At 66.4% G+C, this 25,025-nt stretch carries 25 protein-coding genes; 16 read left to right on the top strand and 9 right to left on the bottom strand.

Annotation, left to right across the window (positions count from 1 at the left end):
* Positions 1 to 25: 25 nt before the first annotated feature.
* From R2676_RS12875 to R2676_RS12865, 3 genes are read right to left on the bottom strand one after another with little or no spacing between them, the layout of a single operon-like run.
* On the bottom strand, positions 26 to 1,192 hold the full coding sequence (locus R2676_RS12875) for an acyl-CoA dehydrogenase family protein (RefSeq protein ID WP_206273257.1): 1,167 nt from the start codon (positions 1,190 to 1,192) through the stop codon (positions 26 to 28).
* Between the two features lie 14 nt (positions 1,193 to 1,206).
* Positions 1,207 to 2,979 (bottom strand): acyclic terpene utilization AtuA family protein, encoded by a 1,773-nt coding sequence (locus R2676_RS12870; protein WP_206273256.1) that lies wholly within the window; start codon positions 2,977 to 2,979, stop codon positions 1,207 to 1,209.
* A gap of 1 nt (position 2,980) precedes the next feature.
* Positions 2,981 to 3,760, bottom strand: coding sequence for an enoyl-CoA hydratase/isomerase family protein (locus tag R2676_RS12865; RefSeq protein ID WP_206273255.1), 780 nt, complete (start codon positions 3,758 to 3,760; stop codon positions 2,981 to 2,983).
* Between the two features lie 274 nt (positions 3,761 to 4,034).
* On the opposite strand from R2676_RS12865, the gene R2676_RS12860 reads away from it, so the two are divergent.
* From R2676_RS12860 to R2676_RS12850, 3 genes are read left to right on the top strand one after another with little or no spacing between them, the layout of a single operon-like run.
* Positions 4,035 to 6,314 carry a TonB-dependent receptor gene (locus R2676_RS12860; protein ID WP_206273254.1) on the top strand — a complete coding sequence of 760 codons (2,280 nt, stop codon included), beginning with the start codon at positions 4,035 to 4,037 and terminating at the stop codon, positions 6,312 to 6,314.
* Complete coding sequence (locus R2676_RS12855) at positions 6,314 to 7,084, top strand: tetratricopeptide repeat protein (protein ID WP_206273253.1); 771 nt, start codon at positions 6,314 to 6,316, stop codon at positions 7,082 to 7,084. Before R2676_RS12860 ends, R2676_RS12855 begins: the two co-directional genes overlap by 1 nt.
* The gene (locus R2676_RS12850) at positions 7,075 to 7,758 is read left to right on the top strand and encodes a Fe2+-dependent dioxygenase (RefSeq protein WP_206273252.1); all 684 of its coding nucleotides are present in this window, start codon (positions 7,075 to 7,077) and stop codon (positions 7,756 to 7,758) included. The genes R2676_RS12855 and R2676_RS12850 overlap by 10 nt, the downstream gene beginning before the upstream one ends.
* A 49-nt stretch (positions 7,759 to 7,807) precedes the next feature.
* Here the strand turns inward: R2676_RS12850 and R2676_RS12845 are convergent, their stop codons facing one another.
* Positions 7,808 to 8,734, bottom strand: a complete 927-nt coding sequence (locus tag R2676_RS12845) for an alpha/beta fold hydrolase (RefSeq protein WP_206273251.1) — start codon at positions 8,732 to 8,734, stop codon at positions 7,808 to 7,810.
* A gap of 137 nt (positions 8,735 to 8,871) precedes the next feature.
* Here R2676_RS12845 and R2676_RS12840 point away from each other — a divergent pair, with 137 nt between their 5' ends.
* The 3 genes from R2676_RS12840 to R2676_RS12830 all read left to right on the top strand — a co-directional run bounded on the left by R2676_RS12840 (position 8,872) and on the right by R2676_RS12830 (position 12,187).
* The gene (locus tag R2676_RS12840; RefSeq protein WP_206273250.1) at positions 8,872 to 9,420 is read left to right on the top strand and encodes a type 1 glutamine amidotransferase domain-containing protein; all 549 of its coding nucleotides are present in this window, start codon (positions 8,872 to 8,874) and stop codon (positions 9,418 to 9,420) included.
* Between the two features lie 100 nt (positions 9,421 to 9,520).
* A complete protein-coding gene (locus R2676_RS12835; RefSeq protein WP_206273249.1) occupies positions 9,521 to 10,504 on the top strand; it encodes an NAD(P)H-dependent flavin oxidoreductase in 984 nt (327 codons plus the stop codon).
* Positions 10,505 to 10,714: 210 nt separating this feature from the next.
* Positions 10,715 to 12,187 carry a DUF1254 domain-containing protein gene (locus R2676_RS12830; protein ID WP_206273248.1) on the top strand — a complete coding sequence of 491 codons (1,473 nt, stop codon included), beginning with the start codon at positions 10,715 to 10,717 and terminating at the stop codon, positions 12,185 to 12,187.
* 22 nt (positions 12,188 to 12,209) lie between these two features.
* On the opposite strand, the gene R2676_RS12825 is transcribed toward R2676_RS12830, so the two are convergent.
* Positions 12,210 to 13,241, bottom strand: coding sequence for an NADP-dependent oxidoreductase (locus R2676_RS12825; protein WP_206273247.1), 1,032 nt, complete (start codon positions 13,239 to 13,241; stop codon positions 12,210 to 12,212).
* A gap of 181 nt (positions 13,242 to 13,422) precedes the next feature.
* Between R2676_RS12825 and R2676_RS12820 the strand changes: the two genes are divergently transcribed.
* A complete protein-coding gene (locus R2676_RS12820; RefSeq protein ID WP_206273322.1) occupies positions 13,423 to 14,007 on the top strand; it encodes a helix-turn-helix domain-containing protein in 585 nt (194 codons plus the stop codon).
* A complete protein-coding gene (locus tag R2676_RS12815) occupies positions 14,007 to 14,546 on the top strand; it encodes a GNAT family N-acetyltransferase (RefSeq protein WP_206273246.1) in 540 nt (179 codons plus the stop codon). The genes R2676_RS12820 and R2676_RS12815 overlap by 1 nt, the downstream gene beginning before the upstream one ends.
* Here the strand turns inward: R2676_RS12815 and R2676_RS12810 are convergent.
* The 3 genes from R2676_RS12810 to R2676_RS12800 form a co-directional block, all read right to left on the bottom strand.
* On the bottom strand, positions 14,543 to 15,400 hold the full coding sequence (locus R2676_RS12810) for a PhzF family phenazine biosynthesis protein (RefSeq protein ID WP_206273245.1): 858 nt from the start codon (positions 15,398 to 15,400) through the stop codon (positions 14,543 to 14,545). The two genes, R2676_RS12815 and R2676_RS12810, sit on opposite strands and share 4 nt — an antisense overlap.
* Before the next feature lie 131 nt (positions 15,401 to 15,531).
* A complete protein-coding gene (locus R2676_RS12805; RefSeq protein WP_206273244.1) occupies positions 15,532 to 15,960 on the bottom strand; it encodes an acyl-CoA thioesterase in 429 nt (142 codons plus the stop codon).
* Positions 15,961 to 15,989: 29 nt separating this feature from the next.
* A complete protein-coding gene (locus R2676_RS12800) occupies positions 15,990 to 16,844 on the bottom strand; it encodes a 3-hydroxybutyryl-CoA dehydrogenase (RefSeq protein ID WP_206273243.1) in 855 nt (284 codons plus the stop codon).
* Between the two features lie 189 nt (positions 16,845 to 17,033).
* On the opposite strand from R2676_RS12800, the gene R2676_RS12795 reads away from it, so the two are divergent.
* From R2676_RS12795 to R2676_RS12765, 7 genes are all read left to right on the top strand, one after another.
* Positions 17,034 to 17,966, top strand: a complete 933-nt coding sequence (locus R2676_RS12795) for a LysR family transcriptional regulator (RefSeq protein WP_206273242.1) — start codon at positions 17,034 to 17,036, stop codon at positions 17,964 to 17,966.
* A gap of 255 nt (positions 17,967 to 18,221) precedes the next feature.
* Positions 18,222 to 18,905: a hydrolase gene (locus tag R2676_RS12790; protein ID WP_027678469.1), complete on the top strand. Its 684-nt coding sequence runs from the start codon at positions 18,222 to 18,224 to the stop codon at positions 18,903 to 18,905.
* Positions 18,906 to 19,016: 111 nt separating this feature from the next.
* Positions 19,017 to 19,838 carry an alpha/beta fold hydrolase gene (locus R2676_RS12785; protein ID WP_206273241.1) on the top strand — a complete coding sequence of 274 codons (822 nt, stop codon included), beginning with the start codon at positions 19,017 to 19,019 and terminating at the stop codon, positions 19,836 to 19,838.
* 57 nt (positions 19,839 to 19,895) lie between these two features.
* A complete protein-coding gene (locus tag R2676_RS12780) occupies positions 19,896 to 20,216 on the top strand; it encodes a XapX domain-containing protein (RefSeq protein WP_206273240.1) in 321 nt (106 codons plus the stop codon).
* A gap of 4 nt (positions 20,217 to 20,220) precedes the next feature.
* The gene (locus R2676_RS12775; RefSeq protein ID WP_104610756.1) at positions 20,221 to 20,652 is read left to right on the top strand and encodes a DoxX family protein; all 432 of its coding nucleotides are present in this window, start codon (positions 20,221 to 20,223) and stop codon (positions 20,650 to 20,652) included.
* A 4-nt stretch (positions 20,653 to 20,656) separates the two neighbouring features.
* The gene (locus tag R2676_RS12770) at positions 20,657 to 22,495 is read left to right on the top strand and encodes an amidohydrolase (protein ID WP_206273239.1); all 1,839 of its coding nucleotides are present in this window, start codon (positions 20,657 to 20,659) and stop codon (positions 22,493 to 22,495) included.
* Positions 22,485 to 23,192 (top strand): YoaK family protein, encoded by a 708-nt coding sequence (locus R2676_RS12765; RefSeq protein ID WP_206273238.1) that lies wholly within the window; start codon positions 22,485 to 22,487, stop codon positions 23,190 to 23,192. The genes R2676_RS12770 and R2676_RS12765 overlap by 11 nt, the downstream gene beginning before the upstream one ends.
* Before the next feature lie 12 nt (positions 23,193 to 23,204).
* Here R2676_RS12765 and R2676_RS12760 read toward each other — a convergent pair whose 3' ends face one another.
* Positions 23,205 to 23,927 carry a GntR family transcriptional regulator gene (locus tag R2676_RS12760; protein ID WP_206273237.1) on the bottom strand — a complete coding sequence of 241 codons (723 nt, stop codon included), beginning with the start codon at positions 23,925 to 23,927 and terminating at the stop codon, positions 23,205 to 23,207.
* 274 nt (positions 23,928 to 24,201) lie between these two features.
* On the opposite strand from R2676_RS12760, the gene R2676_RS12755 reads away from it, so the two are divergent.
* Complete coding sequence (locus R2676_RS12755) at positions 24,202 to 24,909, top strand: porin (RefSeq protein ID WP_316857287.1); 708 nt, start codon at positions 24,202 to 24,204, stop codon at positions 24,907 to 24,909.
* The last annotated feature ends 116 nt before the right edge of the window (positions 24,910 to 25,025 follow it).

Raw genomic sequence — 25,025 nt, 5'->3', positions numbered from 1 at the left:
ATGCGCGGGTTGGGTCCTCAGGCCCTTAGGCCCAGCCGAGCTGGCGTGCGGCAAGGTCGCTGAGGACTTCCTCCGCGCCGCCGCCGATCATGTAGACCTTCACTTCACGATAGATGCGCTCCGACTTCGTGCCGCGCATGAAGCCCATGCCGCCGAGCAGTTGCACGGCCGTGTCGGCGCAGAACTGCAGGCTCTGCGTGGCGAAGTTCTTCAGCATGCACAGCTGCGCGACCGGTGCATCGCCGGCCTGCATGCGCCGCATCAGGTCTTCAAGCAGGGCGCGCGTGGCTTCGATGCGCGTGGCCATCGCCACCAGTTTCTGACGCGCCACCTGATGCTGCACGAGGCGCTTGCCGAAGGTTTCGCGCTGGGCGGCCCATTCCACGGCTTCGGTCAGGCACGTGCGCGCCAGGCCGTAGGCCTGCATCGCCAGCGCCAGGCGTTCGTGGTTGAAGTTGCGCATGACCAGCTCGAAGCCGCGGTTTTCTGCGCCGAGCAGGTTGCCGACCGGCACGCGGCAATCATCGAAATGCAGTTGCGCGGTGTCGGAGCACCACCAGCCCATCTTCTTGAGCGGCGTGCGCGTCAGGCCCGGCGTATTGCCCTCCACCAGCAGCACGGAGATGCCACCTGCCCCCGCCCCACCGGTACGCACGGCCACGGTGATGTAATCGGCGCGCATGCCGGAGGTGATGAAGATCTTGCTGCCATTGACGACGTAGTGATCGCCGTCGCGCACCGCGCGCGTGGTGAGGTTGGCGACGTCCGAGCCGCCCGAGGGCTCGGTGATGGCGAGCGCGCTGATCTTCTCGCCCGACAGAATCGCCGGCAACACGCGCGCCTTCAGCTCGGCCGATCCGCCAGCAACGATGGGCGGCGCGCCGATCGTGTGACTGAACAGCGAAGCGAGCAGGCCACCGCTGGCCGCGCGCGTCAGCTCTTCGATCATCGCCAGTTCAAGGAACAGGTCGCCCGGCGTGCCGCCGTATTCCTCGGGGAAACCGATGCCGAGCAAGCCCAGGTCGGCCGCCTCGCGATACAGCGCACGCGGAAACGTCTCGGCCTCTTCCCATGCATCGATGTGCGGCAGCACGGCCTTGTCGACAAAACGGCGCACGGTTTCGCGAAACGTATCGTGATCGGCGTCGTGATCGGCGCCGAAGCGCGCAGACGGCAGCAGGCCTGGGAACATGATCGCCTCGTCGTTCAAATGGGGTCGACCGGCACGCGCACCGGCATCGTCAGCAGCACCTGCGCCATGCCCTTGCCGAGCGGGTCGTTGCGCAGCGACGCCATGCCGCCACCGCCCAGCGCCTGCTCGCACACAAAATTGAGGGCGTGGATGCCGGGCAGTTCGTAGCGCGTCACACGCCCCTTCACGACGTGCGCGAGGTACGCCGCGACGGCCTCAGCGGTCAGCTGCGCGCGCAGCAATGGCAGGTCTTCAGGCCGACGTGCGATGACGCCAATGTTGGAGGTGTCGCCCTTGTCGCCGCTGCGCGCGTAGGCGAGTTCGATGAGCGGCACGTCCCGCGTCGGACCGGGCGGCAATGCAGCCGATGCCGGCGCAACAGCGGATGTTTCCAGCGCGACGCCGCCCGTCGGCACGGCGATGTCGAAGCTTTCCTCGCCCAGCAACGTCACGCGCGGCTGCACGCGCGCCTTGTCGAGCAGGAAGGCGTATTGCTTGATGGCCGGCACCACGCTTGGCCGCCCGCCCGCCCCGGTCGTGCCGGGCGCCCACGACGTGCCGGCCGGGGCGATTTCGCGCGCGAACAGTTCCAACGCCTGCTTGTTCGGATGCGTCACCGCCAGCCACATCACCGATTCAAAGCGGGGCGCGGCCGGCTGATGCGGCCCGAACAGATACGCCGAGCCGAGCGTCTCGATATGCGTTGCGCTGTAGTCCGGCAGGCCGAGCTGGCGGAACAGGCCGCGCGTGCGCTCAAGAATCGCCTCGGCTGTGCGGCGCGCCTTGCGATCGGCATCGATGCCGACAACGGTGAGCTGACCCGTCGCGCGATAGCCGTCGGCATACGTTGCGCTCACCTTGTAATCGGGCGTGGGCACGCGACCGCGTGCGCCGCGCACTTCGACGCGATGCTCGCCGGCCTGAGTCATCGTCACGTGTGTGAAATCACAAACGACGTCGGGCAGCACATAGCGCGCGGGGTCGCCGATTTCGTAGAGCAGCTGTTCGCCCACGGTCGCGGGCGTCACCAGCCCGCCCGTGCCGTCGGGCTTGGTGACGATGAAGCTGCCGTCGGCCCGGCATTCAGCGATCGGATAGCCGCTGTGCGCCCAGTCGGGCACGGCTTCCCAATCGGTGTGCAGGCCGCCGGCGCCTTGGCAGCCGCATTCAAGGATGTGCCCGGCAAGGCTGCCGGCAGCCAGTCGATCGTAGTCGTCGATCGCCCAGCCGAAGTGGTGCATCAACGCGCCGAGGGTGACGGCGCTGTCGACGCACCGCCCCGTGATGACAACCTGCGCGCCGGCATCCAGCGCTGCCTTGATCGGCAATGCGCCGAGATACGCGTTGGCACTGACCACCTTGTCGGGCAAGGGGCGGCCGCTTTGCAGTTCGCGCACGCCTTCGTCGCGCAGCGTGGGCAGCAGCGGCGTGACGTCGTCGCCCTCCACAACGGCAATGCGCACGCTGACGCCCAGCTCAGCGGCCAACGCTTGCAGCGCCGCCGCGCATCCGCGCGGATTCACGCCGCCCGCGTTGGCGATGATGCGGATGTTCTGCGCCAGCGCATCCTTGAGCACCGCGCGCATCGCCACGCTCACAAAGTCGGTGGCGTAACCCAACTCGGGGTTTTTCATGCGGGCGCTGGCCAGCAGCGACATGGTCAGCTCGGCCAGGTAATCGAAAACGAGGAAGTCGATGCGGCCGGAGACCACCAGCTGCAGCGGCCCGGTCACGCTGTCGCCCCAGAAGCCGCTGGCCCCGCCGATGGCAATGGTGTCCTTGCGCATGTCAGCGGCCCGTCCAGTTGGGCGCGCGCTTTTCGCGAAAGGCGGCCTGGCCTTCCTGCGCGTCTTCGGTCAAGGCAAACAGGCCGATCTGGCTTTCGGTAAAGGCCATGGCCTGTTCGAAGCTGAGCGATTCCACCTGCTTGAGCGTGTACAGGCCCCGCCGGATGGCCGACGGCGATTTGTCGACCAGCCGCGCGAGCAATGCGTCGACTGCTGCATCCAGCGCTTCCGGCTCGGCGACTTCGTTGACGAGGCCGGCGGCGAGCGCGCGGTCTGCGTTCATCGGTTCGCCCGTCAGGCAGAGTTCATTGAGCACGCGACGTGGCAACTGGTGCTGCAGCACGGCCAGCACCTGCGCCGGAAACAGGCCGACCTTCACCTCCGGCAACCCGAACGTGGCGCTGCGGCTGGCCACCGCCAGATCGCACATCGCCAGCAAGCCCATGCCGCCCGCCATGCACGCGCCGTTCACGCGGGCGACGAGCGGCACGGTGCAGCGACGCGCCGCGCGAAACAGATCGGCCAGTGCCTGGTGCGGCTCGGAATAGTCGAAGCGGAACGATTGGCCGCTTTGCAGATCGGCACCCGCACAGAAGGCGCGCGTACCGGCGCCGGTCAGCACCACGGCGCGCACGGCAGCGTCACGGCCGGCGTCGGCCAGCGCGGCAGTCAGCGCTTCCAGCACGGCGGCGTTGATCGCGTTGCGGCGGTCTTCGCGCTGAATGGTCAGCCACAGCGCTTGGCCGCGCCGCTCGATGAGGAGTTCCGGGTCCGTGCTCACGCGACGCTCGCCTTGGAAAGGGAATTCGGTTGGAGAACCTGCCCGGCAATACTAAATCATTTGATTGAAAAAATGGAAGCGTTCGCGTGCCATCGCCCTCAACAATTTTCTACAGCGCGGCCGGAGCGTCGTAACCCCATGATTTATATGACGATCCCGCTGCAGCCGTAAGCAATTCGCCAGCTGCCGCGTTGACTCGCTCACATGCAAACGATAACAATTCTCATTTACAACAAACATGTGACGAAAACTTTCAGGGGAGTGTCACCACGTCATGTCCGCAGCACAGATCGAACGCAAGCGCACCGAACATTCGGTGGTGGGTTACCTGACCGGCGCAATGAGCTTCGCGGTAGCCTCAGCGCCGGCGCTGGCCGACACGAAGAAAGACGCCGTATCCGCCACCCTGCCCGAGCAGACCGTGACCGGCACCAACGGCTTCAAGGCCGATGCGGCCTCTGGCGGCAAATTCACCGCGCCGCTGCTCGATACGCCCAAGTCCGTCACGGTGATCCCCGCAGAGGTGTTGCAGGGCACGGGCTCCGTCACGCTCACCGAGGCGCTGCGCACGGTGCCGGGCATCGCGTTTGGCGCCGGCGAAGGCGGTAATCCCGTCGGCGATCGCCCGTTCATCCGCGGCTACGACGCGCAGGCCAGCACCTTCCTCGACGGGCTGCGCGACATCGGTGCGCAATCGCGCGAGATGTTCAACGTGGAATCGGTGGAAGTCATCAAGGGGCCGTCGGGCGCGTATGAAGGCCGCGGCGCGGCGGGCGGGGCGGTCAACATCGTCACAAAGACGCCGAAGCTGGAGCACTTCACCGAGGGCACGCTGTCGGTCGGCAACGCGGCGTACAAACGCGCCACGGCGGACGGCAACTACCAGATCGGCGAGCACGCGGCGTTCCGCCTGAACGCGATGGCGCACGACGCCGCTGTTGCCGGCCGCGACGTGACGAGCTTCAGCCGCTGGGGCATCGCACCGTCCATCGCCTTTGGGCTGGGCACGCCCACGCGGGCGACGCTGTCGTACTACCACCTGCAATCGAACGACACGCCGGACACCGGCATCCCGTACAACAACGGCACGTTCAACCGCCGCACCGACGGCCGCCCGCAGCTGTTCGCCCCCGGCGACGGCGCGCCCGTGAATGTCGATCGCAATGTCTATTACGGCCTGTCGCGCGACTTCCGCCGCGACCGCGCCGACATGGGCACCTTCACGCTGGAGCACGATGTGTCGAGCGCGTTGAAGCTGCGCAACACTACGCGCGTCGCCCGCACCAGCCAGGACACCGTCTGGACGCAACCCGACGACAGCCAGGGCAACATCTACTACGGCATGGTCTGGCGCCGCACCAATTCGCGCTATTCGGTGGCCAACACCGTTGCCAACCAGACGGAAGCGACCGGCAAGTTCACCACCGGCGGCCTCAAGCACAGCTACGCGGCGGGCCTGGAGTTCTCGCGCGAGCGCAGCCGCAACGACACCTACAACGTGGCCACCGGCAGCAACCGCTGCCCCAACGGCATCGGCGCGGCGGGCGGCAACAACTGCGCGGATCTCTTCAACCCAAACCCGAACGACCCATGGGCCGGCAGCATCACGCTCAGCAACAATCCGGCGGAGACGACGGTGCGCACGCAATCGGCGTATGTGTTCGACACGATCGAGCTGTCGCCGCGGTGGCAAGTCAACGGCGGGCTGCGCTTTGATCGCTATTCGGCATCGGCCACCACGTCGGCGAATGCGCAAGGCGTGCGTTCGAGCTTCTCGCGCGATGACAACCTGCTGAACTATCAGCTCGGCCTGGTGTTCAAGCCTGCGCAGAACGGCAGCATTTATCTGGCGTACGGCACATCGTCGACGCCATCGGGCTCGGTGGCGGGCCAGGGCGCCGATACCAGCGCGCTCACACCGGACCGCTCGGGCAATCGCGGCGACGTGCTCGCTCCGGAAAAGAACCGCGCCTACGAACTCGGCACCAAGTGGAACGTGCTCGACAGCAAGCTGGCACTGACGGCCGCGATCTTCCGGATCGAGACGACCAACGCCCGCATCGTGCAGCAGGACGGCACCGCGGCCATGGCGGGCAACAAGCGCGTCGATGGCTTCGAGCTGGGCTGGTCGGGCGCGCTGACCAACCGCTGGCAGGTGTTCGGCGGTTACACGTATCTGAAGAGCGAGCTGCGCAACAACGGCGGCGCGGGCGCAGCCTTTGGCGGCACCAACGGTACGGCCTTCCCCAACACGCCGAAGAACAGCTTCAGCCTGTGGACGACGTATCAGCCGATGCCGAAACTCACGCTGGGCGGCGGCGCGTATTACGTCTCGAAGGTGTGGGGCAGCGCCAACCCCGCCAACCCGAAGTGGGTGCCGGCCTACTGGCGCTTTGACGCCATGGCCGCGTACCGCATCGACAAGCACACCACCCTGCAACTGAACGTGCAGAACGTGTTCGACAAGGTCTACTTCAACCAGGCGTATGCATCGCACTACGCATCGCTGGCACCGGGCCGCATGGCCATCCTGACGCTGGGCATCCGCTACTGATGCCGGCTGACGCTGCAACCGCCACAGCCGCTGTCGCCGCCACAGCCGACGCGGCGGTGGTCGATGCCATCCACGCCGTGCTGACCGGCCCCGCCGACCGCGCCGCGCGCTGGCTGGCGGCAGCCGCCCAGCGCGGGCACACGGAAGCGCAGGCGATCTTCGGCCAATGGCTGCTCGATGGCCGCGGTGTCAAACGCAACCCGGGCGAAGCGCTGTTCTGGTTCAAGACGGCCGCGCTGTCGGGCCACGCGATGGCCGCCAACATGCTGGGCCGCTGCTATGAGCACGGCTGGGGCACGCCCGCCTGCGACAAGACCGCCACGCACTGGTACGCCCGCGCAGCCGATGCAGGGCTCGACTGGGGTCAGTACAACTACGCGACGCAGTTGCAACTCGGGCGCGGCATCCCGGCGGACCGCGCCCGCGCGTTTGCGCTCTTCCAGGCGGCGGCCGCGCAAGGGCACGCCAAGTCGATCAACGTGCTGGGCGGCTTCTATGAAGACGGCTGGGAGGTCGAGGCCGATCCCGCGATGGCCCTGCGCTGCTATCTGCGTGCCGCAGACGGCGGAGACTTCCGCGGCCAGTTCAACGCTGCGCGCCTGCTCGCACTCGCCAACCGCGCTGACGACGCCCTCGTCTGGATGCAAGCCGTACCGCGCACCGCCACACCGGCCTTCCTCGCGAAGGCGCATGACTTTCTCGCTGGCCATCCCGATGCGCGGTTGCGTGCGCTGGCCTGCGTGCTGAACACCCCATCGCCATGTTGCTGAAAATTCCCGCCGTCCTCACGAAGGAACAGGTCGCGCAGTGCCGCGCCACGATCGACGCTGCCGAGTGGGTGGACGGCAAGGTCACGGCCGGCGCGCAGTCGGGCCACGTGAAGTACAACATGCAGCTGCCCGAGGGCTCGCCGGCTGCGCGCGAGGTCGGCACCTTGATTCAGGATGCGCTGTCCGCCAATACGCTGTTCTTCTCGGCCGCATTGCCGCTCAAGGTGTTTCCTCCGCTGTTCAACCGCTACGCGGGCGGCCAGACCTTCGGCAACCACGTCGACAACGCCGTGCGCCATCTGCGCGGCACGGATTTCCGCATCCGCAGCGACCTCTCCTGCACGCTGTTTCTGACGGAGCCCGAAGACTACGACGGCGGTGAACTCGTCATCGACGACACCTTCGGCGAGCACCGCGTCAAGCTCGGGGCCGGCGACATGGTGCTCTACCCCAGCAGCAGCCTGCACCGCGTAACACCGGTGACGCGCGGCGCGCGCGCGTGCTCGTTCTTCTGGCTGCAGAGCATGGTGCGCAGCGATGCGCACCGCACGCTGCTGTTCCAGATGGACACGGAACTGCAGCGGCTGATGGGGTTGCTGGGGCAGGACGATCCGTCCGTCATTGCCTTGACGGGGACGTATCACAACCTGCTGCGCGAATGGGCCGAAGCGTAGGCGGCCGCTTCAAGCCACCTCAGGCCGCCTCAAGCCGCCTCAAGCCGCCTCAGGCAAAGTACGCGCGCATCTCCTTGAGCAACGCCTCCGGCGCCTCCTCCGGCACGTAATGCCCGCATGGCACCGTGCCGCCGCTCACGTCGTCCGCCACGGCTTTCCACAACTCCAACGGCTTGAAGCAGCGCTGGATCACGCCGTGCTCGCCCCACAGCACACGCAGCGGCACGCTCACGCGCTTGCCTGCGTCGCGGTCGGCGCGATCATGTTCGAGGTCGATGGTGGCGGCGGCACGGTAGTCCTCGCACATGGCGTGCACGCACGCAGGTTCGCGCATGGCAGCGGCGTAGGTCGCCATGGCTTCGGGTGCGAACGGTTCCAGCCCCGCGTGGCGCAGGCCCATCAGTTTGCTGATGTAGAAATCGGGCGTGGCGTTGATCAGCGTCTCGGGAAACGGCGACGGCTGGATCAGGAAGAACCAATGCCAGTAGGCAGACGCAAACGCCATGTCGGTGTGTTCGTACATCGCCAGCGTGGGGGCGATGTCGAGCAGCATGGCGCGCTCGACGTGGAGGGGATGATCGACACACAGGCGATGCGCCACCCGCGCCCCGCGGTCATGCGCGCACAGCCGGAAGCGGCCGAAGCCGAGCGCGCGCATCACCTCCACCTGGTCCTGCGCCATGGTGCGCTTGCTGTATTCCGCATGCCGGGCGCTGCCGGCAGGCTTGGACGAGGCGCCATAGCCGCGCAGATCGGTCGCAACGACCGTGTAATCGTGCGCCAGCTCGCGCGCCACCTTATGCCAGATCACATGGCTTTGCGGATGGCCATGCAGCAACAGCAGCGGCGGGCCGCTCCCGCCGATCACCCCCGCGATCTCCACCCCGTTGGCCATCTGGCGGAACGGACGAAAGCCGGGAAACAGCGCGGCATCTGCGGCAGCGGTGGCGGCATCGATGGAAAGCGGCGTGGTCATGCGGGTCTCCGGTGATCGGTCGTGGTTGAAGTGATGCGTGGCGAATGCTCCGCATGCTAGCGCAGAGCGGGCACGCGCGTTGCGGAACCATCCCCTGCGGTTCTCTTCTTTTGATTTCCCCTGACAAGGAGTTCGCCATGACCCAATTGCATGACATGCGCATCGCCATCCTCGTCGACGACCTGTTCGAGCAGGCCGAACTCGCCAGCCCCAAGCAGGCGCTGGAAGCCGCCGGTGCCACCGTCAGCATCATTGCGCCGAAAGGCCCCAGCGTGACGGGCCTCAACCACGCCGACAAGGGCGATACGTTCAAAGTCGACCTGACGCTTGATCAAGCCAAGGCAGACGACTTCGACGGCCTGGTGCTGCCCGGCGGGGTTTTCAACGCCGACGCACTGCGCGTGGTGCCGGGCGCGCAGGCCTTCGTGAAAGCGTTCGAGCGCGCGCAAAAGCCCATCGCCGTGATCTGCCACGGGCCGTGGCTGATGGTGTCTGCCGGACTGGTGCGAGGCCGCACGCTGACGAGCTGGCCGACGCTGCAGGACGACATCCGCAATGCCGGCGGCATGTGGGTCGACCGTGAGGTGGTGACCGACCGCAACTGGGTCAGCAGCCGCAAACCCGATGACCTGCCCGCCTTCAACCGCGCCTTCATCGAACTGCTGGCGCAGCACGCCCACGTCTGAGCCCGGTGGGGCGACCTCGCGCGGCGGGGTGCGGGATCGTTCCTATAATCGAACGACATGCTCTGCCCTGTTGTGCCGGTTTGCCAAACCAGGAGACGCCATGCCCGCCGCCAAGCACCTGCCGCCCGCGCTGCAGCACCTGACGCTGCCCGTCATTGGTTCACCGATGTTCATCGTCAGCTATCCGGAACTGGTGTTGGCGCAATGCAAGGCCGGCATCGTGGGGGCATTCCCGGCGCTCAATGCGCGCCCGGCGGAGGTGCTGGACGACTGGCTCACGCAGATGAACGCGGAACTGGCGGCGTACCGCACCGCGCATCCGCAGGAGGTGGTTGGGCCGATGGCCGTCAATCAAATCGTGCACCACTCAAACGCGCGGCTGGAGCAGGACGTGGCCACGTGCGTCAAGCACAAGGTGCCGATCTTCATCACCTCGCTGCGCGCGCCGGTCAAGGAAATCCTCGATGCCGTGCACAGCTACGGCGGCATCGTGCTGCACGACGTGATCAATCTGCGCCATGCGGAAAAGGCCTTGGAAGCCGGCGTCGACGGCCTGATTCTGGTCGCCGCCGGCGCGGGCGGGCATGCCGGAACGCTTTCGCCCTTCGCACTCGTGGGCGAGGTGCGCCGCATCTTCGACGGGCCGATCGCGCTGTCGGGCGCAATCGCCACGGGCGATGCCATCCTCGCTGCGCAGGCCATGGGCGCCGACTTTGCCTATATCGGCACGCGTTTCATCGCCAGCCAGGAAGCCCACGCGGCGGAAAGCTACAAGCAAGCCATCGTGCGCGCGGCCGCGTCGGACATTGTCTATACCAACCTCTTTACCGGCGTGCACGGCAACTACATCCGCGAAAGCATCGAACTGGCCGGCCTGGACCCGGCGGCCCTGCCCGAGGCCGATAAATCGAAGATGAACTTTGGCGACGGCAGCTCGCGCGCCAAGGCCTGGAAAGACATCTGGGGCGCCGGCCAGGGTGTCGGGCAGATTGCCGATCTGCCGCCCGCCGCCGAAATCGTGGCGCGCATGAAAGCCGAGTACGACGCTGCAAAGTTGCGTCTCGCGCTGCACCTGCGCCTGTGAAACGCGCCTGCGCCTAGCCATGCGTGCGTGCCCTGCTGCACTTCAATTGACTTGCGCTGGCGGCGCTTCTACATTCCAAAGATTCATGACACGACATGCGCGGGGCTGCGGAATCGGCCACCGCGCAACCGTATGCGCAAGCATCCTTGGGGGGATGACCGACAGGCGTCTGCTTTCCTGTTGCGCGCACCGACGACAAAGGAGAACAAGATGACGCACTGCCCTGCGCCCGCGCGCCCGCTGACCAAGCTGGCCGCGGCGCTGAGCGTGGTGGCCTCGGCGATCACCCTGGGCCTGACCGGTTGCTCTACCCAGAACACCGCGACCACGGCTCCCATCGAACAACGTCTGCCGCAGCCGAACGAAGCGCTCGTGCGCTCGGCCTACGTCTACGCGTTTCCGTTGATGATGACCGACGCGCTGGTGCAGACCACGTCCGCGCTGGCGCCCGCCGGCACGTTCATGCATCAGCGCACGCTGGAAGACGAAACCCTGCCGACCGGCGTGCGCGCCCGCGTAGATGTGCTCGCGAGCAGCGCATTCGTCGATTTGCGTAATGGGCCGGTCGTCCTGAGCGTGCCCGACACGGGGCGCCGCCACATCTGGGTGGCGCTGCACGACGGGTGGAGCGATGTGTTCGAGTCACTCGGCAACCGCACCACGGGGTCGCGGGCCGCGCACTACGCCCTCACGCCGCCGGGCTGGGAAGGCACGCTGCCGGCCGGCGTCAAGCAGATCGCCGCGCCGACCAACCTGGTGTGGATCGTCGCCCGCACGCAAGTCGCCGGCGCGCGCGACGTGGCCGCCGCGCGCCGCGTGCAGGACCGCTACCGCATCACCCCGCTGGACGCCTTCGGCAAAACGTCCCTGCGTGAGGCCGAAGCCGAAACCAAGGTGAACACCGACAAGGCCACCGACCTCGACGTCAGCATGGAGGCCGCGCGCCGCCGCGTCACCGCATTGGATGCCAACAGCTACTTCACGCGCTTTGCCGAACTGCTGAAGGACAATCCACCGCACGCGGCCGATTCGACGATGCTGCAATCGCTGCGCGACCTGGGCATCGTGCCCGGCGCGCCCTTCGATGCCAAGGCCGTGAGCGCCGCCCATCTGAAGGTCATGGATGGCGGCGTGGCGGCGGCGCGGGAGACCCTCTCGCTGGCCGTGAAGCAGCCGTCCATCACGCAGAACGGCTGGTTCATCCCGCGCATGGTCGGCGCCTATGGGCTGGACTACGCGCAGCGCGCCATCGTCGCGTGGAACGGCGGCGGCACCGACCTGCCGCAAGACATGCTCGTCGCCACCGCCAAGACCGACACCAACGGCATGGCGCTGGACAGCACGCACCGCTATGTCCTGCACTTCGATCGCAACCAGCTCCCGCCCGAGAACGCAGGCTGGGCCATCGCCGCGTTATCCGCCGGCGGGCAACCGCGCAGCACTGCGGAGCGCCCGGGCCTGCGCAACATGCTGAGCGAAGCCGACCACCCGCGCCTGAACCGCGACGGCTCGCTCGACATCCTGATCCAGCGGGCGCCGCCCAAAGGCATGCGCAACAACTGGCTGCCGCCGCCCACCGGCCCGTTCCTGCTGCGCATGCAGCTGACGTGGCCGAAGGAGGCCGCGCTCGACGGCTCGTGGCTGCCGCCCACGTTACAGCGCCGCGACGCCGCAGCCCAATAACGAACCGACAGCGCCCGGCCGATCAGGCCTCGGCCACGCGCACCACGAGCTTGCCGAAGTTGCGTCCTTCGAGCAGGCCGAGGAACGCGGCCGGGGCGTTTTCCAGGCCTTCGACGCGGTCTTCGCGCACCTTCACCTTACCGGCCGCCACCCACGCGGCCATGTCGCGCTGGAACGCGTCGTAGCGACTGGCGTAGTGGTCGAGGATGATGAAGCCCTGCATGCGCACGCGCTTCTGCAGCACGGTCGCGGTGACCTTGGGCAGGCGGTCTGGCCCGGCGGCGGCCTCGTCGTTGTAGTGCGAAATGAAACCGCACACAGGCACACGCGCGCCGATGTTCAGCAGCGGCAACACTGCGTCGAACACCTCGCCACCCACGTTTTCGAAGTACACGTCGATGCCGTCTGGGCAGGCCTGGGCCAGGCGCTTCGCGAGGTCGGGTTGGCGGCGGTCCAGGCAAGCGTCAAAGCCGAGCGTGTCGACGGCGTAGCGGCATTTGTCCGCGCCGCCGGCAATGCCGACCACGCGCGCGCCCTTGAGCTTGGCAATCTGTCCGACCACCGCACCGACCGCGCCCGTGGCCGCGGCTACCACCACGGTTTCGCCGGGCTTGGGCTCGCCAATGTCGAGCAGACCGACGTACGCCGTAAAGGCCGGCATGCCGAGCCCGCCCAGCGCCAGCGATGGCTCCGGCATATCGCCCAGCGCGGTCAACTCGTCGCCGCCCGCAACGGCATAGTCCTGCCAGCCAGCCGCGCCGAGCACCACGTCGCCCTCGCGAAACCGCGCGTCCCGCGATGCCACCACGCGGCTGACGGTACCGCCCACCATGGGCGCGCCCACCTCCACCGGCGGCGCGTAGCCGGGGCCGACTTCGTCCATCAGATTGCGCATGTAAGGATCGAGCGACAGGTACAGCGTGCGCAGCAGCACCTGGCCGTCCTGCGGCGTGGGCACTGCAGTCTCTTCGATGCGGAAGTTGTCGAGCGAAGGCGTGCCGCTGGGGCGGCTGGCGAGAACGATGCGGCGATTGACGGCTTCACGTTGCGGCATGGCAATCTCCTGTAGACCAATCGTCTAGAAAACGGCGAAAAAAATTTGCGTGGCTGGGCAATCTAGCAGCAATCGCAAGATTCAGCCGACGGTTGCGCAAGGCACTACCCTCAGCAAGGCCAATCATTCGTCGCTTCATATTCCAGTTTACTAGATGAAAATTTCCATTAAACTGGAATGCATGGACATCCATCAACGTATCGCCCAGCGCCTGCGCGAATTGCGCGACGCCCAGGGGCTCTCGCTCGACGCGCTGGCCGAACGCAGCCAGGTCAGCCGATCGGCCATCTCCCTGATCGAGCGCGGTCAGAGCAGCCCGACCGCTACGGTGCTCGATCGGCTCAGCTCCGCGCTGGGCGTGACGCTGGCCTCGCTGTTCGAAGACGGTGCGGCGCCGGCCGCGGAGCCCTCGCCCGTATCGCGCGCGGCGGAGCAGCCGGAGTGGACCGACCCCGCCTCCGGCTACGTGCGGCGCAATCTGTCGCCGGCAGCGCGTTCGCCGCTGCAGCTCGTGGAGGTGCACTTTCCGCCCGGCGAGCGCGTCGCCTATGACACCGGCGCGCGCGATGCGGAAATCCACCAGCAGGTGTGGATCATCGAAGGCACGATGGAAATGACCGTGGGCGACGCGCACTGGCGCCTCAATGCAGGCGATTGCCTGACCATGCGGCTGGACTGTCCGATCGTCTATCACAACCCCACGCGGCGGCCGGCCCGCTACCTCGTCGCACTCACAACCGTATCCGCTGCCCACTGGAGGCCCTGATGACCGACACCCTGACCATCCGCCGCGTGGGCGCCAACGAGGCAAGCGCGTGCGTCGATGCCTTGGCCGATGTGCTCATCGATTGCGTGGAGGGCGGCGCGTCGGTCAGCTTCATGGCGCCGCTGTCGCAAGACAAGGCGCGGGCATTCTGGCGCGGTGTGGCCGACGGCGTGGCCAGGGGCGAGCGCGCCCTGCTGATTGCCGAAGATGCGGCGGGCGCCATCCACGGCACCGTGCAACTGGTGCTCGCGCAGCCGGAAAACCAGCCGCACCGCGCCGACGTCGCCAAGATGCTCGTGCTCCGCCGGGCGCGCCGGCAAGGCCTGGCGCAGCGGCTGATGGCGGCCATCGAAGACGAGGCGCGCGCCGAGGGCAAAACGGTGCTGGTGCTCGACACCGTGACGGGCGGCGACGCCGAGCGGCTGTACGCACGCGCCGGCTGGCAGCGCGTGGGCGTGGTGCCCAACTACGCGCTGATGCCGGACGGCGCGTTCTGCGGCACGACGTTCTTCTGCAAGCAGCTGGGCGCCGCCGATTAAATCGTCAACGTGCCGCGGCCGATTTCGATCACGCGGCCACCGACGTGGATCGTGCCGTCCGCATCCACACGCAGCGTGAGGTGGCAGGGTCGTCCCACCGCAGCGCCCTGCTCGATGCGGTAACTGGCCGGCAACGCATGGCCCGTCGCGCGCAGCCAGCCGCCGAGGTTGGCACACGCCGAGCCGGTGCCCGGATCTTCGAGCATGCCGGTGCCGTATTCGAAGAAGAAGCGCGACACCACCGGATCATTGCTGCCGGGCTTCGGCATGGTGAAGACGTACGCATTGCGCCCGTCGTTGCGGCTGCGCGGCCACGCGTCGAATACCGACAGATCGGGGCGGGCGCGATCGACGTCAGCGCGTGTCTTGACGGGCACCATCAACTGTTCGATACCGGCATCCACCCACAGCGGCGGGCCTGCCAGCGCATCGGCATCCAAGCCCAGCATGCCGGCGATGGCCGGGTCCGCCTCGCGCGTGCTCAGGGCACCGGAGCGCGGCGGCACCAGCGACCACCCGTCGTCCTGCGCCGTCAGCGACACGATGCCCGACGGGCAACGCAACGTCAGCTCATTGCCGGGGCCATACAGTTCGCGCACCACCTGCGCGGTCCCCAGCGACGGGTGGCCGGCAAACGGCATCTCGTAATCGGGCGTGAAGATGCGGAAGCGCGCCGTGGCGCCATCGGCCGCGTCGGGAAAGATGAAGGTGATCTCGGACAGGTTGAACTGGCGTCCGATGGCCTGCATGGTGGCGTCGTCCAGGCCGCGCCCGTCTTCAAACACGGCGAGCTGGTTGCCGCCAAAGGTGGATTCGGCAAAGACGTTGAGCAGGCGGAAGGCGTAGCGCGACATGGTGGCGTCCGAAGTGTTGGGGAAGAAAAAACGGTGTGGCGATGCGTCATCTTCAACGCACCGCCACACCGTCTCCATGCACACTTGCAGACAGTTTGCGCGAATCCGGCCTGACAGTTGTCGGACAGCCGTTAAAGCAGCCGGTAGTCGTCCGTACGGGGCGTGCGCTCCATCACGGCGAACAGCTCCGGCGGTGGCGCGGCAACTTTGCGCTCGGCAAGGTCAAACCACGCGCACATGCTGGTGATTTCCGCACACAGGTCGCCCGCTTCATTGCGGATGCGGTTGACCATGATGAAACGCGAACCGCGCTCGTTGCGGCCGGCGGTCTCCACGCTCACGGTAAAGGCATCCATGAGGCGCAGTTCCTTGCGGTAGCTGACACGGTCTTCAAACACCACCGGCCCGAGCTTGTGCTGCGCGAAGGCCTTCGGGCCAAAGCCCTGCTCGGTCAGAAAACGAAACCGGCTGTGCGACGCGTAGTCGATGTAGCGCGTGTTTTTGAGGTGCTGGTTGCCGTCCAGGTCAGCCCACAGCACCTGATACGTATAGATCGACATGGACGGCTCCGATGCGGTGTGGGATTGGCTCACTTGCGATAGTCGTACACACCGCGGCCGGTCTTGCGGCCCAGGTAGCCGGCGGCCACCATTTCGCGCATCAGCATGGCCGGGCGGTATTTCGGATCACCGAATTCGGTGTACAGCACTTCCATCACGGCCAGCATGGTGTCCAGGCCGATCATGTCGGCCAGCGCCAGCGGCCCGATCGGGTGATTGCAGCCGAGCTTCATGCCTTCGTCGATCTCCTCCGGCGAAGCCAGACCCTCGCCCAGCACGCAGAACGCCTCGTTGATCATCGGGCACAGGATCCGGTTGACGACAAAGCCCGGGCTGTTCTTGACCGTGATGGGCGTCTTGCCGAGCTGCTTGGCCAGCGCTTCCACTGCCGCATGCGTGGCATCGCTCGTCTGCAGGCCGCGGATGACTTCCACCAGCGCCATCATCGGCACCGGGTTGAAGAAATGCATGCCGATGAAGCGGCTGGCGTCTTGCAGCACGGCGGCCAGCTTGGTGATCGAGATGGACGACGTGTTCGACGCCACGATTGCGTGCGGCGCAGCGGCAGCCTCGAGCTGCTTGAGGATCTTCACCTTCAGGTCGAAGTTCTCGGTGGCGGCCTCGATGACGAGGTCGGCGCGCTTGAGGTCGTCATACGACGTGGAGCCCTGAATGCGGGCGAGCGCTGCGGCCTTGTCGGCCTCGGTCAGCTTTTCTTTCTTGATGAGGCGATCCAGGCTGCCAGTCACGGTGGCAATGCCTTTCTGCACGGCGGCATCGCTGATATCCACCATCACCACATCCAGCCCGACCACGGCGCACGCTTGCGCAATGCCGTTGCCCATTGTTCCGGCACCGACGATGCCGACGACTTGAATTGCCATGAACTGCTCCTCGCTTGGTATTGCTTGGTATTGGAATGGAAGACGGGATGAAACAGATTGCAGAGGATAAACGACGCGACGACGGGCAGAAAAGCCTTGCTGACGCTCCCGTCACATTTCACCGGTTCGCCGTATGATGGCCGGCGTCGCGCCCCCCCCCCTTTCACCTCAGGCGCCAGGACGCTGGAAATGGACCGTTTTCTCAGTATCGAAGCCTTCGTGCGCGTGGCAGAAACGCGCAGCTTTGCCGAAGCCGCCCGCCAGTTGGGCGTGACCAACTCGGTGGTCACCAACCGCGTGCAGCAGTTGGAGCGCTTTATCGAAGCGCCGCTGTTTCACCGCAGCACGCGGCACGTGCGCTTGTCCGAAGTGGGCGAGACCTATTACAAGCAATGCGCCGAAGCCGTCTGCATGCTGACGGATCTCACCGACCAGATGCGCGGCCTGCGCGCCACGCCGGCCGGCAAGCTGCGCATCCGCATGCTGCCCGGATACGCGCTCAGCCACTTTGCCGAACCGCTGGCCCGGTTCGGTGCGCAGTACCCCGATATCCAGCTCGACGTGGTGGTCGACGACAACGTGGTCGACCCCATTGCCGAGGGGTTCGACGTGGTGTTCCAGATCTTCCCGCCCATCAACGATTCGCTGATCGAGCGGCGCCTGTTCACGCTGCGGCGCATGTTCTGCGCCACGCCGGCGTACGTGGAAGAGTACGGCCTGCCGCAACAGCCGGCCGACCTGCTGCAGCATTCGCTGGCGCTGTATTCCGGTTATCCGACACGCAAGCGCTGGGAGTTCTCGCGCAACGGCGAAACGCTCCCCGCGATGGACCTGCCCGAGCAGGTGCGCTCCAACTCCGTGCATCTGCTGCGCGACTACGCCCTGACCAGCGCCGGCATCGCCTGCCTGCCCACGCTCGTCATCAGCGACGACCTGGTCGCCGGCCGCCTCGTGCCCGTGCTGGCCGATTTCGACCTGACACCGCTGCATTTCTCGGCCGTGTATCCGGCGACGCAGCGGCAGGCAGTCAAGGTGTGCGCGCTGATCGATTGCCTGGCCAGCCACCACGCCGGCGAGCTGGCCTGGGACAAACCGCTGCTCGAGCGCGGCTGGATCCGCTGACGTCGCTGACGGCCACGCGCGCCGAATCGCACGACCGAATTCCACGACCGGCGCGCGGGTCCAGGGTACCCACTGAATGTTTCCGAACGTCGCGACGATTGTTCGGCAAACGCAAAAACTGCACTCGCCAATTAAGCCGTTCCGCCCGGAGCGCAACTTCCTATCATGGATGGGCCGTTGATCGCGCCGCGTCGATGCGGCGACAGGTCTGCAGCATCCCCTCTCGTAGTTCCCCATCGGAAACTGGATACGGCCATGAATCCCAAGCTGGAAGTCCTTACCCCGCAGAACTGTCAATTGATCTTCATCGACCACCAGCCGCAAATGGCCTTCGGCGTGCAGTCGATCGATCGTCAGGTCCTGAAGAACAACACCGTTGGCCTTGCCAAGGCCGCAAAGATCTTCAACATCCCCACCACCATTACGACCGTCGAGTCGCAGAGCTTTTCGGGCTACACCTATCCGGAGCTGCTCGATGTGTTTCCGGATCAGCCACTGCTGGAACGCACCTCGATGAACTCCTGGGACGACCAGAAGGTGCGTGATGCCCTGGCAAAGAACAACCGCAAGAAGGTGGTCGTCTCGGGCCTGTGGACGGAGGTGTGCAACTGCACCTTCGCGCTGTCGGCCATGCACGATGCCGACTACGAGATCTACATGGTCGCCGACGCGTCCGGTGGTACGTCGAAGGACGCGCACGACTACGCCATGCAGCGCATGGTCCAGGCCGGCGTGGTGCCCGTGACGTGGCAACAGGTGCTGCTGGAATGGCAGCGTGACTGGGCCCACCGCGACACGTACGACGCCGTCATGAAGCTGGTGAAGGAGCACTCCGGCGCCTACGGCATGGGCGTCGACTACGCCTACACGATGGTGCACAAGGCCCCGCAACGCACCGCGACGCCGCACGAGGCGCTGGCTGCCGTGGCTGCCAACTGATCGCGCCGCCGACTATAAAAGAAGACGCTGTTCCGGCCGGGCGACGCATGTGCAACCGCATGCGTCGCCCCGTCGTCCATTCAACCAGCCTCCACCCTCTCTCTCATTCCCATGCAAACGATTACCACCCAAGACGGTACGCGCATCTTTTACAAGGACTGGGGCAGCGGCAAGCCCGTCGTCTTCTCGCACGGCTGGCCGCTCAATGCCGACGCGTGGGACGCGCAGATGCTGTTCCTCGTGCAGAAGGGCTTTCGTGTCATCGCGCATGACCGGCGCGGCCACGGCCGATCCGACCAGCCGTCGCAGGGCAACGACATGGACACCTATGCCGACGACCTGGCAGCGCTGCTCGACGCGCTCGACATCCAGGGCGCCACGCTGGTCGGCCATTCCACCGGCGGCGGCGAAGTCGCGCACTACATCGGCCGCCACGGCACCAAGCGCGTGGCCCGCGCGGTGCTGATCGGCGCGGTGCCGCCCATCATGCTGAAGACGGCGGCCAACCCGAACGGCTTGCCGATGGACGTGTTCGACGGCATCCGCAAGGGCGTGACCGACAACCGCTCGCAGTTCTACCGCGATCTCGCCACGCCGTTCTTCGGTTTCAACCGGCCGGGCGCGAAGGTCTCGCAGGGCACCATCGACGCCTTCTGGGCGCAGGGCATGACCGGCGGCATTCACGGCCAGTATCTGTGCATCAAGGAATTCTCGGAGGTCGACTACACCGAAGACCTGAAGAAGATCGACGTGCCGGTGCTGTTCCTGCATGGCGACGACGACCAGATCGTGCCGATCGACAATTCGGCCAAGCTGGGCGTGGAACTGGTGAAGAACGGGACGCTGAAGGTCTATCCGGGCGGCTCGCACGGCATGTGCGTGACCGAGGCGGACAAGGTCAACGCGGACCTGCTGGCCTTCCTCAGCACCTGATCGGCACGGGCGGCGCCGTTTGCGCGCGCCGCCCCTTGGCATCCTGGAGCCCTCCTCGTGAAGCCCTATCTCATCTCCATTGCCGTCGGCATGCTGGTCGGCGTCATCTATGCATTGCTGCACGTCCGCTCACCGGCGCCACCGGCGATCGCGCTGGTCGGGCTGCTCGGCATGCTGATCGGCGAACAGATCGTGCCGGCCGCGCAGCGCCTGCTGGCCGGCGAGCCGATCACCATGGCGTGGTTCCGGCACGAATGCGTGCCGAAGATCACCGGCGCGCCGCCTCAAGTGCCGAGCCAAGCGCCGCCCCAGGCGTCACCCACGGATTTGGTCGCCACCGGCGAATCCGGCAGCGCCACGCCGCGCAATCCGAGCTGATGCCATGACACGCCTGTCGCTCGAACCCTCGCAAGCTGCCGCCCCCGCCGGCACCGCGGCGAATGTTGCGCTGCATGCCGGCCTGCTGTTCCTGCGCGTCACCGGCAGCGCCCTGCTGATCGCCGTGCATGGGCTGCCCAAGGTGCTGCACTACAGCCAGGAACTGACGCGCATTGAAGACCCATTCCACATGGGCGCCGCACCCACGCTGCTGCTCGCCATCCTGTCGGAAACGCTGTGTCCGCTGCTGATTGCGCTTGGCGTGCTGACGCGCCTGGCGTGTCTGCCCATCATCGCCACGTTGCTGGTGGCCATGCTGGTGGTGCATCCGGACTGGTCGCTTGCCGATGGACAGTTCGGCTGGATGCTGCTGATCATCTTCACCACCGTCCTGATTGCCGGACCCGGACGCTTTTCGATCTATCCCAAATACTGACGCAATGACCGCCGACCTCATCCTGCACAACGGCCGCATCCACACGGTCGACCGCGAACGCCCCACCGCCAGCGCCGTTGCCGTGCGTGAGGGCCGCTTCGTTGCCGTGGGCGACGATGCCACCGTGATGGCCCAGCGCGGCGCTGCCACCCAGGTCATCGACCTGCGCGGGCGCACCGTCATTCCCGGCCTGAACGATTCACACCTGCACCTGATCCGGGGCGGGCTGAACTACAACCTCGAGCTGCGCTGGGAAGGCGTGCCGTCCCTGGCCGACGCGATGCGCATGCTCAAGGAGCAGGCCGCGCGCACGCCGTCGCCGCAATGGGTGCGCGTGGTGGGCGGCTGGTCGGAATTCCAGTTTGCCGAGCGCCGCATGCCCACGCTCGAAGAACTGAACCAGGCCGCGCCCGATACGCCCGTGTTCGTGCTGCACCTGTACGACCGCGCGCTGCTCAACCGCGCAGCGCTGCGCCAGGTCGGCTACACCAAGGACACGCCGAACCCGCCCGGCGGCGAGATCCAGCGCGACGCATCGGGCGAGCCCACCGGCATGCTGATCGCCAGGCCCAACGCGATGATCCTGTACGCGACGCTCGCCAAGGGGCCGAAGCTGCCGCCCGAATACCAGGTCAACTCCACGCGCCAGTTCATGCGCGAGCTGAACCGCCTGGGCGTGACGAGCGCCATCGACGCGGGCGGCGGCTTCCAGAACTACCCGGAAGACTACGAGGTCATCCGCGAGCTGTCGGCGCAGAACCAGCTCACCATCCGCATCGCCTACAACCTCTTCACGCAGAAGCCGAAAGAAGAGCTGGCCGACTTCAAGAACTGGACCGGCAGCGTGCAATACCGCCAGGGCGATGACTTCTTCCGCCACAACGGCGCGGGCGAGATGCTGGTCTTCTCCGCCGCTGACTTCGAAGACTTCCTGCAACCGCGCCCCGACCTGCCCGAGACGATGGAGCAGGAGCTGGAAACCGTGGTGCGCCACCTCGTCGCGCAGCGCTGGCCGTTCCGGCTGCACGCCACTTACGACGAATCGATTTCGCGCATGCTCGATGTGTTCGAGCGCGTGAACCGCGACATTCCCTTCAACGGCCTGCCGTGGTTCTTCGACCATGCGGAGACGATTTCGCCGAAGAACATCGAGCGCGTGCGCGCGCTCGGGGGCGGCATCGCCATCCAGGACCGCATGGCCTTCCAGGGCGAATACTTTGTCGACCGCTACGGCGCAACCGCTGCCGAACAGACGCCGCCCATCAAGCGCATGCTGGCCGAAGGCGTGCCCGTGGGCGCCGGCACCGACGCCACGCGCGTGTCGAGCTACAACCCGTGGACGTCGCTGTACTGGCTGGCGAGCGGGCGCACCGTGGGCGGCATGGCGCTGTATCCGGAAGGGCTGCCGCGCGAGGTGGCGCTCGAGCTGTACACGCACGGCAGCGCCTGGTTCTCGGCAGACCAGGGCAACAAGGGGCAGATCAAGGTCGGGCAACTCGCTGATCTGGCGGCGTTGTCGGCGGATTTCTTCAGCGTGCCCGAGGCCGATATCAAGACCATCGAATCGGTGCTGACGGTGGTCGGCGGCCGCATCGTCTACGGCGCCGCCGAGTTTGCCGAATTCGGCCCGCCGCCGATTCCGGTGCTGCCGGAGTGGTCGCCCGTGGCGCGCGTGCCGGGGCACTGGCGGCCGGCTGCGCCCATGCAGCAACAGGTGCATCAGTGCGTCGGTTCGTGTTCGGTGCACGGCCACGCCCACCAGAAAGCGCGCACGGCCAATGTGCCGACCACCAACTTCCGCGGCTTCTGGGGCGCCTTCGGGTGTTCGTGCTTTGCCTTCTGAAGCCGCGACGGCGGCAACGGCCACACCGGCGTCAGCACGTTTCCTGATCGCACAGGGAACGCTGCTGGCGTTCGTCGCGGGCTATGTGGATGTGGTCGGCTTTGCGGCGTTGTTCGGACTGTTCACCGCGCATGTCACCGGCAACTTCGTGATGATCGGCCTGGAGCTGGCGGGCTCCGGCCAAGGCGTGCTCGCCAAGCTGCTGGCGCTGCCGATGTTCGTGGTGACCGTGGCAGCGACCAAACTCGCCGTGACGGCGCTCACGCGGCGCGGTGTGGCACCGCTGCGGCCGCTGCTGCTTGTGCAGGCCGTTCTGCTGCTGGCCTTCATGGCGGCGGGCCTGCTGGCGCTGCCGATTCAGTCGCCCGATGCACCAGCCACGATCGTTGTCGGGCTGATCGGCGTCGCGGCGATGGGCGTGCAGAACGCCAAGGCGCGCATCGTGCTGTCGGAACACGCCCCCACGACGATCATGACGGGCAACACCACGCAGATCGTGATCGATGTGGTGGAGCTGCTGTCGCCGGGCGCTACGCAGAAGGACGTTGCGCGCACGCGGTTGCGCAAGATGGTGCCGCCGCTTGCCGGCTTTGCCATCGGGGCGGTGCTGGGGGCGCTGGCGTTTGCGATGCTGTCGTTCTGGTGCGTGTTGCCGCCCGTGGGCATTCTGGTGGCCCTGGCGATCCTGCAACGCTAGGCCACCGCGCGGTCAGAACTTGACGCGGCGGAAGAGCGTCGAGAAATCGATCGCCTCCACCTGCCGGGGCTCCAGCTCCAGCGCAGCGATGTATTCACCCAGGTGTTCGCCCATCAGCCGCGCGGCGCGCTCGCCGTCGCGGCGCTCCACCGCATCGAGAATGGCCAGGTGTTCGTCATGGCCGCAGCTCGGCCGTGCGGGAGACTCATAAAGCCCGATCAGCAGCGAGGTGCGCGCCACCAGCGTGCGCAGCATTGCCGTGATGATGGGGTTGCCGTTGGCCTCGGCAAGCTGGATGTGGAAATCGCCCGACAGGCGGATCCACTCGCGCCAGTTGCCGGACTCCCGGCTGGCATGTTCTGCAGCGGCCAGCGCGCGCAATTCGGCGAGTTGCGCCGCGGTGGCGTGCTGGGCCAGTTCCCGCACCGAGCCGGTTTCCAGGATCAGCCGCGCCCCAAAGACCTGTCGCGCTTCCGCCGCGTCGTGCACGGCGATGGTCGCGCCGCGATTGGGCTGCAGTTCGACCACGCCCTCATGCGCCAGCTTCACCAGTACCCGGCGCAATGTCCCCCGCGTAATTCCAAAGGCCTTGCATAGCTGTGCCTCGACCAGGCGCGTGCCCGGCGGCAGCTTCTGCTCAAGGATCGCCTCGTACACCGCATCGGAAATGCGGGCGTCGATTTCGGCGTTGTTGCGGCGGGGCTGGGAGATCGGAGGGGTCGTGGGCGCTGGCATCTCGCCATTCTAATCGAGCAAACCGCGCTTGGATTGTGCACAACCCTGATGCCAATCCGGACGACCTTGGTGCGCCATTCTCAAGAAATCTCCCCGCCCCACACACGGTTTTGCACCAGAAGCAGGCGAAAACCCGCGATTTTGCATGGCACGGTTACTGCATGGATGACCTCCGTGATTGTGCACAATCCAAACTAAGCTTGTACTCAACATAGAACGCAATGCCGGGAGCGGCCACGCGGTCGCGCCAATTCATTTAGGGGGATCACCTGTCATGAGCACCACCACCAAGCTGGGCGCTGCCGCCCTGGCATTCGGGCTGTCTGGCGTCGCTGCTGCGCAGTCGAGCGTGACGCTGTCGGGCGTCATCGATACCGGCGTGAGCTGGACCAACCATGCCGGCAACGGCTCGCAGAGCCTGACCGGCGTGTCGGACAGCATTCTCGGTGTGTCCAACTTCGGCCTGAGCGGCAAGGAAGACCTCGGTGGCGGCCTGAAGGCGCTGTTCAACCTGCAGGCGGGTTTCAACCCGAGCAACGGGCGCATGTCGTCCAACGGCACGCTGTTCTCGCGCAATTCGTATGTCGGGCTGAGTTCGTCGTCGGGCACGCTGACGGCCGGCAAGCAATGGAACTTCAACGACGACTGGCTGGTGGGCAGCGTCTTCAAGGGCGGCTACAACTCGGGCTCGATCTTCAAGTTCAGCGAGTTCGACGCCGTCAGCGAGATCTACAACAACACGATCAAGTACGTGTCGCCCGACCTGGGCGGCGCGCAGTTCGGCGCGATGTACGGCTTCGGCGAAGCCGCCGGCTCGATCTCGCAGGGTTCGCTGTTCAACCTGGCGGGGCGCTATAGCGCCGGCCCGCTGTACCTGGCCGCCAGCTACGACCAGGAGCGCGATGGCAGCGGCACCGGCTCGCTCTACAAGCTGATCACCGTGGGTGGCAGCTACACGTTTGGCGCGACCAAGCTGGGGTAGTCGTCCTTGTGCGACGTGACAGTCGCGTAGTTCGTTGTTTTGCCGTTGAAGTCTGACGGAAGAAAACCGGGCGTTCCGTCGCCCGTAGCCTATCGGTGCATGCAGTGCTGGCAACG

Source organism: Ralstonia flatus (assembly GCF_958439105.1).
GTDB classification, from domain to species: Bacteria; Pseudomonadota; Gammaproteobacteria; order Burkholderiales; family Burkholderiaceae; genus Ralstonia; species Ralstonia flatus.
This window is presented reverse-complemented; position numbering and strand designations above follow the sequence as displayed.